Origin of the sequence: Nitrobacter hamburgensis X14, assembly GCF_000013885.1 — a bacterium.
Taxonomy (GTDB): domain Bacteria; phylum Pseudomonadota; class Alphaproteobacteria; order Rhizobiales; family Xanthobacteraceae; genus Nitrobacter; species Nitrobacter hamburgensis.
Genome location: NC_007964.1, coordinates 1773480 through 1791219, shown reverse-complemented (window position 1 = coordinate 1791219; position 17740 = coordinate 1773480). Strand labels below are relative to the sequence as shown.

General features: G+C 62.9%; 18 protein-coding genes. 1 reads left to right on the top strand and 17 read right to left on the bottom strand.

The window, feature by feature from the left end; all coding sequences use genetic code 11:
- Positions 1-43: 43 nt before the first annotated feature.
- The 5 genes from NHAM_RS08120 to NHAM_RS08100 form a co-directional block, all read right to left on the bottom strand.
- Positions 44-376, bottom strand: coding sequence for an integration host factor subunit alpha (locus NHAM_RS08120; RefSeq protein ID WP_011510094.1), 333 nt, complete (start codon positions 374-376; stop codon positions 44-46).
- A gap of 131 nt (positions 377-507) precedes the next feature.
- On the bottom strand, positions 508-1485 hold the full coding sequence (locus tag NHAM_RS08115; RefSeq protein WP_011510093.1) for a beta-ketoacyl-ACP synthase III: 978 nt from the start codon (positions 1483-1485) through the stop codon (positions 508-510).
- Positions 1482-2546, bottom strand: coding sequence for a phosphate acyltransferase PlsX (plsX, locus tag NHAM_RS08110; protein WP_011510092.1), 1065 nt, complete (start codon positions 2544-2546; stop codon positions 1482-1484). The genes NHAM_RS08115 and plsX overlap by 4 nt, the downstream gene beginning before the upstream one ends.
- Before the next feature lie 272 nt (positions 2547-2818).
- The gene (locus NHAM_RS08105; RefSeq protein ID WP_041358876.1) at positions 2819-3415 is read right to left on the bottom strand and encodes a YceD family protein; all 597 of its coding nucleotides are present in this window, start codon (positions 3413-3415) and stop codon (positions 2819-2821) included.
- Between the two features lie 11 nt (positions 3416-3426).
- Entirely contained in the window at positions 3427-3966 is a 540-nt protein-coding gene (locus tag NHAM_RS08100; RefSeq protein ID WP_011510090.1) for a ubiquinol-cytochrome C chaperone family protein, read from the bottom strand.
- Positions 3967-4073: 107 nt separating this feature from the next.
- Between NHAM_RS08100 and NHAM_RS08095 the strand changes: the two genes are divergently transcribed.
- The gene (locus NHAM_RS08095) at positions 4074-4562 is read left to right on the top strand and encodes an outer membrane protein assembly factor BamE (RefSeq protein WP_011510089.1); all 489 of its coding nucleotides are present in this window, start codon (positions 4074-4076) and stop codon (positions 4560-4562) included.
- Here NHAM_RS08095 and NHAM_RS08090 read toward each other — a convergent pair.
- The 12 genes from NHAM_RS08090 to rplQ form a co-directional block, all read right to left on the bottom strand.
- Positions 4559-6025 (bottom strand): NAD(P)/FAD-dependent oxidoreductase, encoded by a 1467-nt coding sequence (locus tag NHAM_RS08090; RefSeq protein ID WP_011510088.1) that lies wholly within the window; start codon positions 6023-6025, stop codon positions 4559-4561. The two genes, NHAM_RS08095 and NHAM_RS08090, sit on opposite strands and share 4 nt — an antisense overlap.
- A gap of 238 nt (positions 6026-6263) precedes the next feature.
- Complete coding sequence (locus NHAM_RS08085; protein ID WP_041358874.1) at positions 6264-6605, bottom strand: carboxymuconolactone decarboxylase family protein; 342 nt, start codon at positions 6603-6605, stop codon at positions 6264-6266.
- Positions 6606-6715: 110 nt separating this feature from the next.
- Entirely contained in the window at positions 6716-8248 is a 1533-nt protein-coding gene (locus NHAM_RS08080; RefSeq protein WP_041357845.1) for an acyl-CoA carboxylase subunit beta, read from the bottom strand.
- Between the two features lie 123 nt (positions 8249-8371).
- The gene (locus NHAM_RS08075; RefSeq protein WP_011510085.1) at positions 8372-8641 is read right to left on the bottom strand and encodes an EscU/YscU/HrcU family type III secretion system export apparatus switch protein; all 270 of its coding nucleotides are present in this window, start codon (positions 8639-8641) and stop codon (positions 8372-8374) included.
- Positions 8638-10335, bottom strand: a complete 1698-nt coding sequence (locus NHAM_RS08070) for a flagellar hook-length control protein FliK (RefSeq protein ID WP_011510084.1) — start codon at positions 10333-10335, stop codon at positions 8638-8640. Before NHAM_RS08070 ends, NHAM_RS08075 begins: the two co-directional genes overlap by 4 nt.
- A 49-nt stretch (positions 10336-10384) precedes the next feature.
- Complete coding sequence (locus tag NHAM_RS08065; protein ID WP_011510083.1) at positions 10385-11167, bottom strand: ATP12 family chaperone protein; 783 nt, start codon at positions 11165-11167, stop codon at positions 10385-10387.
- A gap of 65 nt (positions 11168-11232) precedes the next feature.
- Positions 11233-12468, bottom strand: a complete 1236-nt coding sequence (locus NHAM_RS08060) for an RluA family pseudouridine synthase (protein ID WP_011510082.1) — start codon at positions 12466-12468, stop codon at positions 11233-11235.
- A gap of 92 nt (positions 12469-12560) precedes the next feature.
- Positions 12561-13253, bottom strand: a complete 693-nt coding sequence (locus NHAM_RS08055) for a tetratricopeptide repeat protein (protein WP_011510081.1) — start codon at positions 13251-13253, stop codon at positions 12561-12563.
- A 2-nt stretch (positions 13254-13255) separates the two neighbouring features.
- Positions 13256-14596, bottom strand: a complete 1341-nt coding sequence (locus tag NHAM_RS08050; RefSeq protein ID WP_011510080.1) for a replication-associated recombination protein A — start codon at positions 14594-14596, stop codon at positions 13256-13258.
- Positions 14593-15999 carry a DegQ family serine endoprotease gene (locus tag NHAM_RS08045; RefSeq protein ID WP_011510079.1) on the bottom strand — a complete coding sequence of 469 codons (1407 nt, stop codon included), beginning with the start codon at positions 15997-15999 and terminating at the stop codon, positions 14593-14595. The genes NHAM_RS08050 and NHAM_RS08045 overlap by 4 nt, the downstream gene beginning before the upstream one ends.
- A gap of 205 nt (positions 16000-16204) precedes the next feature.
- The gene (locus NHAM_RS08040; protein ID WP_430707704.1) at positions 16205-17008 is read right to left on the bottom strand and encodes an SDR family NAD(P)-dependent oxidoreductase; all 804 of its coding nucleotides are present in this window, start codon (positions 17006-17008) and stop codon (positions 16205-16207) included.
- A gap of 220 nt (positions 17009-17228) precedes the next feature.
- Complete coding sequence (rplQ, locus tag NHAM_RS08035; RefSeq protein ID WP_011510078.1) at positions 17229-17645, bottom strand: 50S ribosomal protein L17; 417 nt, start codon at positions 17643-17645, stop codon at positions 17229-17231.
- Positions 17646-17740: the final 95 nt, after the last annotated feature.

Here is a 17740-nt window from a genome sequence, read left to right as displayed (position 1 = left end):
CTTCACGCGAACCGGTACCCACTTCGCTCGAAAACGCTCTAGCCTAGTCAGCCTTGGTGTCGGCGCCGTTGCCGTTGCTGTTACCGTTGATCCGCTGCTTCAGAATAGCCGACGGCTTGAATACCATCACGCGACGCGGAGAGATCGGAACCTCCGTGCCGGTCTTGGGATTGCGGCCGATACGCTGGCCTTTCTTGCGCACCATGAACGACCCGAACGACGACAACTTCACCGTCTCGCCCTTCTCCAGGCAGTCGGTGATCTCCTTGAGAACGAGCTCCACGAACGCGGACGACTCGGTCCGCGACAGTCCCACCTTTTTGTAGACGGCTTCGCAGAGATCGACACGAGTGACTGTTTTTCCGCTTCCGGTCATCGCTTGCCCCAAGCTCCCGGCGAACAATTCATAACTGAAATTAAGAGTTTAACGCCCCCCGGTCAACCTATCACATCATGCTTTCGCATAATAGATGGCGGCAATTTCCGGTGGATATTTTGATTCAACCCTTACCAGCGCAGGAGCGCAGAGCCCCAGGTGAAGCCTCCGCCCATCGCTTCCAGCAATACCAGATCGCCTCTTTTGATGCGTCCGTCCGCGACAGCGACCGACAACGCCAACGGAATCGATGCCGCGGAGGTGTTGCCGTGGCGATCGACCGTCAGCACGACTTTCTCCGGCGCAATATGCAGTTTGTGGGCCGACGCATCGATAATTCGCTTGTTGGCCTGATGCGGAACGAACCAGTCGATATCGTCCGCACTCGTGCCCGACGCATCGAATGCGTCGACGATGACGTCTGTAATCATGCCGACGGCGTGCTTGAACACCTCGCGGCCTTCCATCCGGATATAACCCACGGTCCGGGTCGAGGAAGGTCCACCGTCGACATAAAGCTTCGATTGATGACGGCCATCCGAGCGCAGATGTGTCGTCAGAATCCCGCGATCCGAGGGCTCGCCGGGCTGCTCCTGAGCTTCCAGCACGACCGCGCCGGCCCCGTCGCCGAACAGCACACAGGTCGCGCGATCGGTCCAATCCAGGATGCGCGAGAAGGTTTCAGCGCCGATCACCAGTGCGCGCTTGAACGCGCCCGTACGCAGGAAATTGTCGGCGGTGGCCAGCGCAAACACGAACCCGGAACAGACCGCCTGGAGATCGAAGGCCGCGCCGTGATCGATGCCGAGTCCGGCCTGAACCGCGACCGCCGTCGCCGGAAACGTGTTGTCCGGCGTCGACGTCGCCAGCACGATCAGGTCGATCGATTGTGCGTCGATGCCGGCATGAGCAAGCGCAGCCTTCGCCGCATGGAGTGCGAGATGCGACGTGAACTCTCCCTCGGCGGCAATATGACGCTGACGGATGCCGGTGCGCTGGACGATCCACTCGTCCGAGGTATCGACCTTGGTGGCCAGTTCGGCATTGGTCAGTATTCTTTGCGGCAGGTAGGAGCCGCAGCCGAGCACGACCGAACGTATCGCAGTCAAGAGAGGGCCTCCTGCACTGCCGACGCCGAAGCAAGGGTGGTGTGGCCGTGGCGGTTGAGCGTTTGGTTGATCTTGGTCAGGAGATCGTAGCGGACCATCTCATAGCCAACATCGACCGCGTAAGCAAAGCCTTCGGCGTCGGTTCCACCGTGACTCTTGACCACGATCCCGTTAAGTCCGAGGAACACGCCGCCATTGGACTTGCGGGGGTCCATCTTGTCGCGCAGCGCCTTGAAGGCGCCCCGCGCAAACAGATAGCCGATCCGCGATAGCAGGGTGCGCGACATCGCGCCGCGTAGATATTGGGCGAATTGCCGCGCGGTTCCCTCGGCCGCCTTCAGCGCGATATTGCCGCTGAAACCCTCGCTGACAATGACGTCGGCGGCCCCCTTGCCGATACCGTCGCCTTCAACGAAACCGATGAATTCGAGCTGCGGCAGATCCATCGCCCGCAGCAATTCCGCGGCTTCGCGGATTTCCTCCCCGCCCTTGATTTCCTCGACGCCGATATTGAGGAGACCGACCGTCGGCCGCTCTAGACCGAACAAAACACGCGCCATGGCGCTGCCCATGATCGCCAGCGCCATCAGATGGTGCGCATCGCCGCCGATCGTGGCGCCGAGGTCGAGCACCACGGAATCGCCGCGCATGGTCGGCCATACCCCAGCGATCGCCGGGCGGTCGATGCCGGGCAGCGTCCGCAGGTTGAACCGCGCCATCGCCATCAGCGCGCCGGTATTGCCGGCGGACACCGCAACGTCGGCCTCGCCTTTCTTCACCGCATCGATCGCAAGCCACATCGAGGAGGTCTTGCGGCCGCGGCGCAGCGCCTGGCTGGGTTTATCGTGCATGGCGACGGCGACGTCGGTGTGGACAACGCGAGAGACCGCCTTCATCGCCGGGTGAGCGGCGAGTTGCGCTTCGATCAGGGTGCGGTCGCCGTAAAGCAGAAACTCGGTGTCGGGATGACGGTTCAGGGAAATCACGGCGCCCGGAATGACCACCGATGCGCCGATGTCGCCCCCCATGGCGTCAAGCGCGATTCGAACCTTTTGCGGCATGGAAGTCCCGGAAACCCTGATCTCGTGCAGCCCTGAAGCGCCCGGCCGCAAACGGAAGGATCGCCACCCCAGTGGCAGTGGCGAACGGCGGAGCGGCGCTTCATCGGCCCGGCCGCGACAATAGCGTGTCCCGGCCTTGATACAACCTCCCGACCCCGCGGAATCCCGCAGCCATGCAACTCAAAAACAAGCGTCGAGAATCATACGAAATTCCTTTATTTTCAATAATTTGCCATCAAACTTCTGAAAGATAACATCCGGCGCTTCGCACCTCAATCCTGCACAGGCTTCTTGCCGCGCGGAGAATTCGGATCGATTTTCAGTGCTTTCAGGCCGGCGAAGGGATGATCCTCGGGGTCTGCCACGCTGGCGGGCGGGGCGAAAACGGCATCGGGTTTCCGCGGATAAGGGTCGATCCCCAGAAACAATGCGTCGGTCGCCAGCCGCCCGAGATCGATGACACCATTGACGATGGGCTCAAGCGCATCCGGAATGTCGCGGCCCGCATCGTTGTCATCATTGTTATTGACGGTGTCCGCGAGTTCGCGGACCTGACTCTCCGGTACGAAGACGAGGTCGATGTCCTCGACGATGTCGCTCTCGATCGGATCGAGGGACACCACGCAGGTCTGCCCGACACGCGCCGATACCCTGCCCCGCACATGCACGCTGTTATCGCGGCCGGGCGTCAGATCGAACGATGCGCGGGCCGATTCGATGGCGCGCAAACCGGCGATCTTCGCCAGCGCCACGCGCGCGGCGTCGTCGGCCTCGATGTCGCGATGAAGGCCCGTTTCCGGTATCTGCGCCGCAACGACCCGCACGCTCCAGGGATTTGCGATCGTGTCCGGCCTGTCCTTGGCGGTCATGCCCTGCTCTTTCATCTCCGTTGCGCGGGGTCGGGAAAACGCAACCCTGCGCTCAAGGTCGCCTCGTCGCTACCAGCGAGCGTGGCTATCGCGTCCGCGGTATAGGCGGCAAGTCGCCGCGCTTTTTCGATGTCCCGGCCATTATAGATATTCTTGTCGAGCGCCTGCGCCAGCGGCTCCTGTCCCTCGGCAAGAGCCCGATCGTAGGCCGTCGAGCGGCCGTAGAAGGCTTCCCCGAACGCCCGCATGCGCTTCGGAACGGACAGGTCGCCGACGCCCATTTCGCGCAGATTGGCGTCCATGTCGCTGCAGAAATGATCGAACAGCGCTTGCCAAAGTCCATCGCCGTGTCCCGGCTTCAGTCGCCGAAGGACCATCCACAAGTGCAGCAGAACCATATCAAAGCGGCCATCGACCGTGTCCGGCACGCCTAAGGCCCGATAAAACAAGGGCTCTCGCGCTTGCGCCACGATCATGCCATAGATGGCTTCAATGGTGCAGCGCGACGGAGCGCGGGGTTGTTTTCTGAAGCGACTGAACGGCCAGAGCATGTGGGTTCCGAAAGACAGCCCGCAGGACTTCCGATTGTTGCAATCGGAGACCGTTGCCGGGTACGTCAACCGCTCGCGCGATGCAAGAGGATGAGGTCAGCCTCGACATGACGATTTCGGCCCTGACGATTTCGGCCCCGAAGACAGCACGCGGAAGCGCGGCGCCGCGATGGCATCGCCTGCGCGCGACGCTCGCAGCCGCGCTGGTATGTGCGGCCATGGCCGGCTGCACCGGTGAGACATTCCAGAAGGGCTACATCCTGCCTCCCGGCGCGCTCGAGCAAATCCAGATCGGGGCCAGTCAGGATCAGGTGCTGATCGTGATGGGGACTCCGTCCACGGTCGCGACGCTGAACGGCGAAGTCTTTTATTACATTTCGCAACGGTCCGAGCGGAAGGTTGCGTTCATGCATCAGCAAGTCACCGATCAGCGCGTGATCGCGATCTATTTCGACCAGAACCGCCAGGTGATCCGGCTCGCCAACTACGGACTGAAGGACGGCAAGATCTTCGACTTCATCAGCCGCACCACGCCGACTTCGGGCCAAGAGATAAGCTATCTCTCGCCGCTGTTTAAGCTGCTGAGCTTCAACTAAAGCGGTTCACGTTTCCGCGGAATTCGCCGGCTTTTCACCTCTCTCTTGCGGGAGAGATCGACCGGCGAAGTCGCTGGGGTGGACGCAGTTTCAATGACATGGCCCCCTCCCCGCCGCTCCACCGCAGCGGTTGAGTTCGGGGCTTGAATGATCAGGCGGGCGCCCCGCTGGAACGTAAGGTAATCCCACAACCAATCAAAAGCGACGCTCAGGCGGTTACGAGCCCCGATCAGGAAGTAGATGTGTGCGACGCTCCAGAAAACCCACGCGATCCATCCCTTGAGCCGAAGTCTTCCTATCGAGACCACTGCCGACTTTCGTCCTATGGTCGCCAAGTCACCATAGTGCCGATAATTGAACGCTCGAGGCTCAGCCCTGCCAGCTATTCTCCTTGCAACAAGCTGGCCCACGTATCGGCCCATCTGCTTCGCAGCCGGCGCGATGCCGGGAACTGTGCGCTCGTTCCAGAAAACCGTCGCCGTGTCCCCGATCGCAAAGACGTTCGGTTGATCCGGAATTGATAAGTCAGGGTTCACCTTGATGTGACCGGCACGATCACAATCAGCCTTGATCCACGCCGCCGCAGGTGAGGCTTTCACGCCTGCGGCCCATATGACCGTCAATGCTGGAATGCGCTCTCCGGTCGCGACCACAACGCCCTTCTCGTCGCAAGCTGTGACCATCGTCGACGTCCGTACCGTTACTCCCATACGTTCCAACGAACTTTGGGCATAAGCGCTCAGGGCTTCGGGCAGCGCTGGAAGAATCCGCGGGCCGGCCTCAACCAGTACGATTCGCGATGCGCGCGGGTCAATGCATCGGAAATCACGAACAAGGGCATAGCGAGCTATCTCCGCCGCCGCTCCAGCCAGTTCAATACCCGTGGGACCGCCTCCTACAATGACGAAACTGAGCAGATCCTGGCGCTCGCGAGCGTCAATCGCGACTTCAGCTTTTTCGAACGCGATCAGCAGGCGACGACGAATTTCTGTGGCATCCTCAACACGCTTCAGTCCTGGCGCGAAAGGCGCCCACTCGTCGTGACCGAAATAAGAGTGCATGGCGCCGGTAGCGAGGACAAGGAAGTCGTAGGGCAGCGGCGGCATCGAATTCGTAATCACCTGCCGGGCCGAAAGGTCGATCCCGCTCACCTCCGCCATGACCACTCGGGCATTGGATTGACGCGACAGGATGGATCGCACTGGCCAGGCAATGTCCGCAGGCGACAGTGCAGCAGTCGCGACCTGATAGAGGAGAGGCTGAAAGCAGTGGTGGTTTTGACGGTCGATGATGGTGACTGCGGCCGGTGTACGAGCGAGTGCCTTCGCCGCCTCTAGTCCACCGAAGCCCGCGCCGACAATGACGATATGGGGCGGATTTACCGTACGGCTGCCAGACGACTGAGTCTGATCAGGGCCAAAGAAAAAAGGCCGGCGAGGACCGATATTCCGGTTAAAATCCATGCCGCGCGGAGTCCGGTAATGCGTGCTGAGACGCTGTTCCAAACTGGGCAGCCTGCGGGCTGCATTGGGGCGCCAATCAGCGTCCCAATGCAGCAACGGGCAGAAACACCCTTGCGTTCCTCACGACATCATTTTTCTTGCTCGGTCTGGGTGTGCGAGCTGGGCACGGGCGATTGTGCGGCAAGTAGTCCATGTGGCACGTCGTCGATGGTGCCGCGCTCGGCGGCGCTGCCTTTTGCTACGCCTTCGCGATGGCGTCGTAAGCGTCCATCACTCTTGCGGAAAAAACCAACGCAGCCCCCGCATTTATCGCGATGGCGACCCCAAGCGCTTCCGCGACTTCCTCGCGTGTTGCGCCATACTTGATGGCCGCGTCCGTATGCACGGCGATGCAGCCATCGCACTGCCGGGTCACGGCGACAGCCAGGGCGATCAGTTCGCGGGTCTTGTCGTCAAGCTTTCCTGTCTGGGCGCTTGCACCGCTGATCTCTGAGTATCCCCGCGTAATCGAAGGACTGATCTTTCCAATTTCGCCAATCCTGCCCGAAAGCTGCTTCTTGTATTCGTTCCAGTCGAACATCATCGTCGCCTCCTCGGTTATCCGGGTTTACGAGTTTGCTAACATCGAAGTCGTGGGATCTTTTGCGGGCTTCTCATTATTATTCCAGGCTGATCTTCCGTCGCGTTCGCTCACAACGGAATATTGTCGTGCTTCTTCATGGGCGCGTCAACGTGCTTGTCCCTCAACATCGCCAGCGCACGGGCGATGCGCCTGCGGGTCGAGTGCGGCATAATCACATCGTCGATGTAGCCGCGCTCGGCGGCAATGAACGGCGACAGGAAACGATCCTCGTATTCTTTTGTGCGCGCGGCGATCGCATCGGTGTCGCCGATGTCGCTGCGGAAGATGATTTCCACCGCGCCCTTGGCGCCCATCACCGCGATCTGCGCGGTCGGCCAGGCGTAGTTCATGTCGGCGCCGATTTCCTTGGACGCCATCACGTCGAACGCGCCGCCATAGGCCTTTCGCGTGATGACGGTGACGAGCGGCACCGTGCATTGCGAATAGGCGAACAACAGTTTCGCGCCGTGCTTGATCAGCCCGCCATATTCCTGCGCGGTGCCCGGCAAAAAACCCGGCACATCGACGAAGGTCACGATCGGAATGTTGAAGGCATCACAAAAACGGACAAAGCGTGCGGCCTTGCGTGACGCGTCAGAATCCAGCACGCCCGCCAGCACCATCGGCTGGTTGGCAACGAAGCCCACGGTACGCCCGGCGATGCGACCGAAGCCGGTGACGATGTTTTTTGCGAACGTCTCCGCGATCTCAAAGAAATCGCCCTCGTCCACGACCTTGAGGATCAGTTCCTTGATGTCGTATGGCTTGTTCGGATTGTCGGGAATCAACGTGTCCAGGGAGTCGTCGGTACGCTCGATGTCGTCAAAGCTCGGCCATTCCGGCACGCCGTCGGTGTTGTTGCCCGGCAGAAAGTCGATCAGGCGACGCATCTGCAACAGCGTCTCGACATCATTGTCGAACGCACCGTCGGCAATCGATGATTTGGTCGCGTGCACGCTGGCACCGCCGAGTTCTTCCGCGGTCACCACTTCGTTAGTGACGGTCTTCACCACGTCGGGACCGGTGACGAACATATAGCTGGTGTTCTTCACCATGAAGATGAAGTCGGTCAGCGCCGGCGAATAGACATCGCCGCCCGCGCACGGCCCCATGATGACCGATATCTGCGGAATGACGCCGGAGGCCTGCACGTTGCGGCGGAACACATAGGAGTAGCCCGCGAGCGCGGCGACGCCCTCCTGGATGCGCGCGCCGCCGGCGTCATAGAGACCGATGATCGGCGCCCGCGCCTTCAACGCCATGTCCTGGATTTTCGTGATCTTCAGCGCGTGCGTTTCCGACAGCGATCCGCCGAACACGGTGAAGTCCTTCGCGAACATAAAAATCTTGCGGCCGTTGACGGTGCCCCAGCCGGTGACGACGCCATCACCGGGCACCTTCGATTTTTCCATGCCGAACTCGGTCGAACGATGCTCGACGAACCTGTCGAACTCCTCGAACGAGCCCTTGTCGAGCAGAAGCTCGATGCGTTCGCGCGCCGTCAGCTTGCCTCGCGCGTGCTGCGTCTCGATGCGCTTCTCGCCACCGCCGAGTTTTGCGGCGGCGCGCCGCGCGTCGAGGGTTTCGAGTATGTCCTTCATGACCTGCCGCCCGGGTTCGCCGACTCCCCTTTGCGGCAAAACGCGCGCCCCGGGTTCGCCACATCGTTTCAGCCGATTCTAGCACGCCGTTTTTGAAGCTGTCATCAACCGGCGGTGCGGCTCTCAGGGCGCCCGCCCCGACAGCCGCAGCACGAACACCAGCACCTCGGCGACGGCTTTGTACAGCTCAGACGGAATCTCGTCACCGAGCTCGACATGCGACAGCGCGCCGGCCAGCACCTCGTTTTCCTCGATCGGAATGTCGTGCTCTCTCGCCACCTCGATGATCTTCGCGCCGAGCGATCCCCTGCCCTTGGCGACCACGCGCGGCGCGCCGCTGCCCTTGTCATAGTGAAGGGCGACCGCGACTTGATCCTTGGTCTCCAGGCTCATAACGCGCGATCCAGAAAATGGCCCGCTGGCGGAAGCTTCGGCTGCGGCGGCACGCCCTCGCTGATGACGATATCGCCGGGCTGCAATTCGGCGCGGCTCAATGCCTGACTCAACTGCGAGGCGCCGGCGCGTAACCGGCTCACTGTTGCAGGACGCTCGGCCCAGAGCCGCACCGACGTGCTGTCGCCGGTCAGCGACACCAGCGCGTGAACCGGCCCGGTGGGTTCGACGTCGAGCGTAAAGCGCGCGCGCCAGACCCGCTTCGCCGTCTCGACATCGTGACCGGCGGCATCGCGCGAAATCTCGAACTGCGCGACGGCGGTCCCCATCGGCGTCGCGAACGGAATCTCGAAATTCCAGCGCGGCGCAAGCTGATCGGGCCTCAAGCCTGCGCTATCGACACGATCCGGCAGCGAGGCAACCTGCAACAACGTCTGGCGCGCGATCGCCGCATCAGTATCGTCAAGAAGATGCCGCGCGATCTCGCTCGCCGGTGCGCCCGACGATAGCAACGGCAACGCGACGGGTTGCGCGCTCGGCAGCGCGTCGCGAAAGGGCGGCGACGGCGTGCTGGTGCGCACGATGAAGACGTTGTTCTCAGTGGATCCATTCGCCGGCGCGGCCCTGAGCGGCGACGGGCCGGTTGCGGCCTCGCCGTCGAGTCCGAGTTCAACACCAAGGCCGGTTCTGCTCCCTCCGTTCTGAAGCACCTCCTGCAAACGATTCAAGGCAGCACCGGTGGCGGCGGCGCGAACCCCTGCATCGGAAACGCGGGAAAACAATGTCTGGTTCATAGCCGCTGGATTGTCGGGATCGTCGGAGACGGACAGCCGCGCCTGCGGCAGATAGACTTCCTGCGGCTCGAACTCCGGTGACAACGGCGGCGCTCCTGTCATCGATGGCGCTGGCCCGGCCGCCTGCTGCGGCGCTGGCTGTGCGCCCGACGCGCTCTGCGTTACCGGCGCGCCGGCAGTGATCGAAAGCGCCTCACGAAGCACAAGCAGCGCAGCCTTGAGATCGGGAAGTTGTGCGGACGCCGGTGGCGCAACCTTTAAGCCGGCCGCCAACGATGCCTCGAGAAAAAGCCCGGAATTCCGGAACGCGATCTTGATGTCGCCCCCGGCCAGGTTCGGACCGAGATCGGGACGCAAAGCCAGCAACCGATCCACGATCTGTTGCGCCTGCGGCGGCAACTTGCCCGATCCGGCAGCCACCAGCAGATTGGCATAAAGCGGCGACAGGCTGCCTTGCCGCGTCGCGGCGGACTGCGCAGCGGCCGATACGAATAGCGCTTCCAGCGCGGTCAGCGCGGGTTTTGAGGGCGAGGCCGGCGCATCGGCTTTGGCCGCAGCGACGGTGGCCGCGCCACCCGCCGTCAGCGCCACGGTATCTGTCGACTCCGTGGTACCCGCCGTGGCGGCGGTCGCCAGATTGGGGGACCCACCCTGCCCAACCACCGCAAGCCTCAGTCCTTGCGCGGTCTGCGACACCACAAGCTGCAAGACCTGCCCGACTTGAAGCGGAATTTCGGACAGCACCTCGATCGTCAGGTTGGCGATCGCGATGCGAACGAGATCGTTGGCAAGGATCTTCTGGACCCGCGCGTCGATCACGCTGCCCGGCTGAAGCGCGGCTTCGGACACAGCGCCTTGCGCCGCGATGACCGGAAAGATCGGGTTGATCGAGATCGCCATGAAAGCCTCGTTTGGCCGGCGAGGCTAACCCCGTGTCCTAAACCTCTCGTTAACCGAATGCAGGAGCCTGCGCTGCCAGGACGGCCGCTGCCGCTCTGAAATCGGCCAGACGGGCGGCCCGCCGGACGGTTACTTCCTCATCGACGCCCCACTGCTCGCCGTTCCAATCCTCATCGACATGGGCGGCGGCCCAGACCTCGTCCGCATTCAGCCGTTCGCGCATCAAGGCGAGCGCGAGCAACGCCGAACCGGTCAATGTCGTGACGACATGCAGGGCTCCAACCGCCCAGGGATCGGACGGCAGCGCCGCGCGGGCGACGGCGATCGCCTGATCCGGCTGGCGGACATGGACGACGCCCTCAGTCAGGATGAAATGCGCTCCCAGCGTTTCGGCCGCCCAGAACAGCACGGGATCCCAATGCGCGGCTTCGCGTGTTACCAGCGCATCAGGATGACCGGCGCGGTAAAATAAAAGGTCCGACCCAAAATATTTGACAATATCCGCGACCACGGCATCGACGCGACCGGCCACGCCATCGATGACGCTGTTGGCGAGCCGCGTCATCGGCATAGTCATGGGGTTGATGACGTCCTGCTGCGCCTGCCATTCAGCGGCGATGCTTGCGGCGATCTCTCGGGCCGGCGCCGCCAACAGGTTGCGCGACGGCGTGCGCACAGGCTTGTCGTCGAGCAGGACGGCGAACCCTTCAGGCACCTCCCTCACGCCCGCGGAGGTATAGAAACGTTTCGGCTGCCCGGTTCGCCCGGATCTTCGCACCGCTTCTTCCGGATCCAGCGGCGACGGGCCGGGATCCTCAAACAGTTCACGCATGGCATACTCTCATCTCGCCCGGTAGCGATCGGGCCTGACGTCGGCCCCGGCACAACCGCGTGGACTTACTCCTCCGGCGCGTTCTCGATCGGGTCAAACCGGTCCGCTTCGAGGCCGAGCAGATTCCAGGATTGCAGCATGTGCGGCGGCAGCGGCGCGGTGACATCGATGACGCCGCCGCGCGGATGCGGGATCACGATGCGGCGCGCCAGGAGATGCAGCCGCTTCTGAAGACCGCCCGGCAATTGCCAGTTTTCCTTATTGAAGTATTTTGGATCGCCGACGATGGCGTGATCGATATGCGCCATATGCGCGCGGAGTTGATGGGTCCGGCCCGTGACGGGCTTCAGCGAAACCCAGGCGAGCTTCTGCGCCGAGGTTTCCACCACCGCGTAGTAGGTCACCGCGTGGCTCGCGCCTTCGTCGCCATGCGCGGCGATCCGCATGATTGAATCCTCCTCGCTCTCTTCCTTGGCGAGATAGGTCGAGATGCGACCCTGCTTCGGCTTCGGCACGCCCGCGACCAGCGCCCAATAAATCTTGCGCGCCGAGCGATGGCGGAACGACCCTGTCAGGGCGGTCGCCGCAAACCGCGTCTTGGCCACCAGCAGGCAGCCGGCCGTCTCGCGATCCAGCCGATGCACGAGGCGCGGGCGCTGACCTTTCGCGTCGCACATCACTTCAAGCATGCCGTCTATGTGCCGCGACAGGCCGGAGCCGCCCTGCACCGCAAGACCGGCCGGTTTGTTCAGCACCATGACGTCGGCATCCTCGAACAGCACCATCTTCTGCAGTTCGTCGCGTATCTTTGTCTCGGCCTCGGACAGGCCCGCCGCGACCTTCGGCGTGTCGAGCTTGAGCGGCGGGATGCGGACCTTATCGCCTTCGCCCAGGCGATCCTTGCTGTCGGCGCGCTTGCCGTTCACGCGCAACTCGCCTTTGCGGACGACGCGCTGAATATGGGAAAACGACAGGCCGGGAAAGCGCGCTTCAAGAAAGCGATCGACGCGCATGTTGGCTTCGTCGGCGGTCACGGCGACGGTCTGCACTTTCGTCGGTAGCGGCGCCGGCTCGGGTTTGGCCGGCGGTTCGATGACGGGCACGGAATCGCGAGGCGCCGCTACGCGTGGCGGCTTGTCAGGCCGCCCCCCCTGCCACCGCTCGCCCTGAAAACGCTCAGCCACGCCACGCCCAGCCGACCGCGTCCCTTTGGGCCGGGCAGCTTTGGCCCTCGCACCCTTGGGGCGCGCGCTGCCCGGGCCGCGGGATTTCGCGAGAGGTCTTTTGACGCGGCGGCTCATATGCTCATCTAGCTCGCGAATAAACCGTGTGGGTAGCGCAGAAGCCGGGCAGCGTCACGGTGAAATCACGTCGCTCGCCCGCCACCCGAACGCTACTGGCAAGCCGCCTGCCTCTTTAGCATGAAGAGGTCGATCATCACATCGCGCGAGCGCTTGAGCTTGTCGGCCTCGCTCGCGGCCGCACATGCGCCTGCGGCGTCGCCGGTCTGCAACCGCGCAAGCCCGAGACTGGCCCACCCTTCCGCGAATTCCGGTGCATCACGCACGCCCGCCTCCAGCATGGTTTTCGCCTCGGCCGGACGCTTGGTCTTCAGCAACAGGCGTCCATAATCAGCCTTCAGCGTTTGCCGCGGCTTCGGCTGGCGAAGCGCAATCTTGAACAGCTCTTCGGCGTATTCGAGATCGCCGAAGCGCGCCGCGACGATCACCGCAAAACTGTGATAGACCGCGCTGCGCTCCGGAGCGAGCAGCCACGCCTGATTGAATCGCTTGGCCGCCTCCGACAGGTTGCCGCGAGCGATATGCGTCCAACCGCGCGCGATGGCTACATCGAAAACCGCCTCGCGCGAGCCAAGCTTATCCGCCGCCGCAAGAAAGTCGGCATCGGCCTTGCGCTGTTCGGGAGTCTTCTCGGCAAATCCGAAGAACGGCTGCTCGTCAATCGGTGCCGAGAATGTCTTCTTCATCACCTTGACGCCGGGAGCGGTCTCGACCATCTCCGCATGCGAGGGCGTCACGCACGCGAGAGCGACGATGCCGATGACCCAAATACGGATGAACTTCATGATCATTCCCTGCCGCCGTCCTTCTCTCGTCGCAGCTTGGCCCAGTAGTCCAGCCGCTTCCTGATCTCGCGCTCGAAGCCGCGATCCGGCGGATCATAGAACGTCCGCCGTCCCAGCGCTTCCGGAAAGTAGTCCTGGCCGGAAAAGCCATCCGGCGTATCGTGATCGTACTGATAGCCTCCGCCGTAGCCTTCCGACTTCATCAGCTTGGTCGGCGCGTTGAGAATATGTTTGGGCGGCAAGAGCGACCCCGCCTCCTTCGCCGTGCGCATCGCCGCACCGAAGGCCTTGTAAGCAGCGTTGGATTTCGGCGCGGTGGCGAGATAGATCACCGCCTGCGCGATCGCCAATTCACCCTCCGGCGAGCCGAGAAAATCGTAGGCATCCTTGGCGGCGTTGCAGATCGCCAGCGCCTGCGGATCGGCAAGCCCGATATCCTCCACCGCCATCCGCACCACGCGGCGCGCCAGAAACAGCGGGTCCTCGCCGGCCTGGAACATCCGCGCCAGATAATACAGCGCCGCATCCGGATCGGAGCCGCGCACCGACTTGTGCAAGGCGGAGATCAGGTTGTAGTGGCCGTCGGCGGACTTGTCGTAGATCGGCGCGCGGCGCTGCAGCACGCCCTGCAACTGTTCAGCGTCGAAGACCTCGCCCTCACGCGCCGACCGCCAGACTTCCTCGACCAGCGTCAACGCCGCGCGGCCGTCGCCGTCGGCCATCCGCACCAGCACAGAGCGCGCCTCGGTATCGAGCGGCAGCGGCTTGCCCTCGACCTGTTCGGCGCGGACGAACAGTTTTTCGATCGCCGCAGCGTCGAGCGAACGGAACACCAGCACGCGCGCCCGCGACAACAGCGCCGCGTTGAGTTCGAACGACGGGTTCTCGGTGGTCGCGCCGACCAGAACGACGGTGCCGTCCTCCATGACAGGCAGAAACGAATCCTGTTGCGCCTTGTTGAAACGATGCACCTCGTCGACGAACAGCAGCGTTCCCGTCCCCGACTCGCGGCGTGCGCGGGCGGCGTCGAACGCCTTCTTCAGGTCGGCGACGCCGGAGAACACCGCCGACAGTTGCTCGAAGTGCAGCGCGGTCGCATCCGCCAGCAACCGCGCCACAGTGGTCTTGCCGGTCCCCGGCGGCCCCCAGAAGACGAGCGAGCCGAACGTGCGGGTTTCCAGCATCCGGGTCAGCGCGCCGTCCGGTCCGAGAATGTGATCCTGACCGACCACGTCGGACAGCGCCCGTGGCCGCAACCTGTCCGGCAGCGGATGTGGCGCATCGCGCTCCAGACCCGCCGCGGCAAACAGACTTTTGGACTCACGCCGGCGCTTCGGGTTCATCCGCCGAGCATGACTTGAATCTGCTGGCCGCCGCGCATCAGGGTGATGCGCCAGAGCCGCCTGGCTTCGCTAACGGCCCGTTCGAGATCGGCCGTCTTGACGATCTTCTTGTTGTTGACCGACAGGATGATGTCGCCTTTCCTGAAGCCGACATTCGCGGCCATTCCATCATCGGTCAGCGCAGTCACCACGACGCCTTCGGCGCTGGAATCGAGATGCAGCTCGTCGGCAAGCGCCGGCGAAATGTTCGCAACCTTTGCGCCCTGGAACGGCGATTGCGCGGTAATCACGATCTCGTCTCGACCTGTATCCGGCGCCGTCTCCAGCGGAACAGCGAGTTTCATCAGCCTGCCATTGCGTTGAACTTCCACTTGCGACGTGCCACCGAGCGGGCGCGTCGCGAAGCGATAGTCGAACGCATTGGGGTCCTCGACAGGCTGTCCGTCGATCGACAGGATCAAATCGGAGAGCTTGAGGCCGGCCCGCTCCGCCGGACTTCCCGGCGCAACGCTGGCGACCAGCGCGCCGGCGGGCGCCTTGAGGCCGATGGTTTCGGCAATTTCCGGCGTCACCGCCTGCAGTCGCGCGCCGAGCCAGGGCCGCTTCACGGCCTTGCCGCCGCTCTTGGCGGACGCCACGACGACCCGCACCATGTTGGCCGGAATCGCGAAGCCGATGCCCTGCGATCCTCCCGAGCGCGAGAAGATCGCCGTGTTGATGCCTGCAAGATGGCCCGTCATATCGACCAGCGCGCCGCCGGAGTTGCCCGGATTGATCGCCGCATCGGTCTGGATGAAGAACTGATAGTCGGTGATACCGACCTGTGTGCGCGCCAGCGCCGAAATGATGCCGTGCGTCACCGTCTGCCCGACGCCGAACGGGTTTCCGATCGCGATGACGACATCTCCGACCTGCAACTCATCCGAATTGGCAAAATCGAGCGTCGGAAACTTCTCATGCACACCCTTCAGCCGCAGGACCGCGAGATCGGTCCGCGTGTCCTTGAGCACGATCTCGGCCTCGAACTCGCGCTTGTCCGACAAGGCGACCTTGACCTGATCGGCGCCCTCGATCACGTGATTGTTAGTCACGACAAGCCCGGACGGATCGACCATCACCCCCGAGCCGAGCGAACGCTGCATCTGTTCCGGCTGCTGGCCGGGAACGCCGAAGAAGCGGCGAAAGATCGGGTCGTCGAGAAGCGGGTTGCGGTGCTGGATCACCTTGGCGGCATAGACGTTGACCACGGCCGGCGCCACCCGCTGCACGATCGGCGCATAGGACAACCGAAGCTCGGCCTGGGAGGCCGGCACCCGGCGATCCTGCGCCGTTGCAGAGTTGACGCTGCCGGATACGACGACGACACACAGAGCCGCCGCAAGCAAAGCACTGATTCGGGACATCAAGGCCTCTCGGAAAACTGGCGGAATATAAGCGGTCCGGCGGCGCAATAGAAGGTGGTTTGCTCCGATTGCGGTGCTTTGGCGACGCGCGCACGCGCTGATGGAATCCCACAAATCGCGCGGCAAGATGGGAGGGCTGGTAGCTCGCGGATCGGCAAAACCGCAGACGATACTCCAACGCAGCATGCAGAATGGCGGAAATGCGCTACGCAATGGTTGGAACCAAACCGCCCTCCGCGCGCAGTGCGGCGCCGTTCGTTGCCGACGCCTGCTTCGATGCGACATAGACGACCATGTTGGCGATCTCGTCGACGCTGGCGAACCGCTGGATCAGTGATGTCGGCCGATGCTCCCTGATGAAATTCGCCGCGGCGGTGTCGACCGACTGGCCGTTCTGTTTGGCGAGGTCCTGCACAAACGTCTTGACGCCCTCCGACATGGTCGGCCCCGGCATAACGGCGTTGACCGTAACGGCGGTCCCGCGCGTCAATTCGGCGAGCCCTCGCGAGATCGCAAGTTGCGCTGTCTTGGTCATGCCGTAATGGATCATCTCCTTCGGAATCATCAACGCCGATTCCGAGGCAATGAAGACGATACGGCCCCAGTCACGCTTGAGCATGCCGGGCATGTAGCCGCGCGACAGACGGATTCCGGACATGACATTGACGTTGAAGAACCGGGTCCAATCCTCGTCGGGAATATCAAAAAAATCCTTTGGTTCGAAAATGCCGGTGTTGTTGACGAGAATGTCGACGTCCGGTACCGCCGCCAGCAGCACCTTGCAACCCTCGACCGTCGAAACGTCCGCCGCAATACCGCGCACTTTGCCCGCTGACGACAGTTTCGCGATGGCATCGCCACCCTCGATTGGGTTCGGCCGTTGACCAGAACATCCGCCCCCGCCTCCGCAAACCCCTTGGCGATGGCGTGGCCAATACCGGATGTCGACCCGGTGACGAGTGCCGTTTTGCCGGAAAGATCGATGTTCATGATGGTCTCCGTTGTCCAGAGCGCTTTCCGTTCTGACGGAATCAAAGCCGGGCCCTAGCTTTTTGTTTTGACGCGTTTTCTTGACGCGAACCGGTACCCACTTCGCTCGAAAACGCTACAATCACGGAGATATCGTCACCACCGGGCGGCTTCGCAATTGCCCGCAGCGCACTACAGACGTGCAACAAAAAACGGCACTCGGAGAGCGCCGCTTCTAATGTCCCGAATATCGCAAGGTCTCAGGCGGCCTCGGTGGCCTTCTCCTGTACCGGACCGGAATCCTGGCCCTTGGCATCGACGTCGCGGTCGACGAACTCGATCACCGCCATCGGCGCGTTGTCGCCATAGCGGAAGCCGGCCTTGATGATGCGAGTGTAGCCGCCCTGTCGGTCCTTGTAGCGGGGCGCCAGCACGGCAAACAGCTTCTTCACCTGATCGATATCGCGCATCTCGCTGATCGCCTGACGGCGCTTGTCGAGACCGCCCTTCTTGCCGAGCGTCACGAGTTTTTCGACGATCGGACGCAGTTCCTTCGCCTTCGGCAGCGTGGTGACGATCTGCTCGTGCTTGATGAGCGACGCCGCCATGTTGGCGAACATCGCCTTGCGATGCTCCGCGGTGCGGTTGAGCTTCCGGTGAACCTTGCCGTGACGCATGGTGTAGTCCTGTCTTGTTCGGTCGCGACCGCTTGTCGGACACGCTGCTCAGGTGGGCTGCCTGCGTTCGCCCCGATGGACCCGGTTTCTGTCAT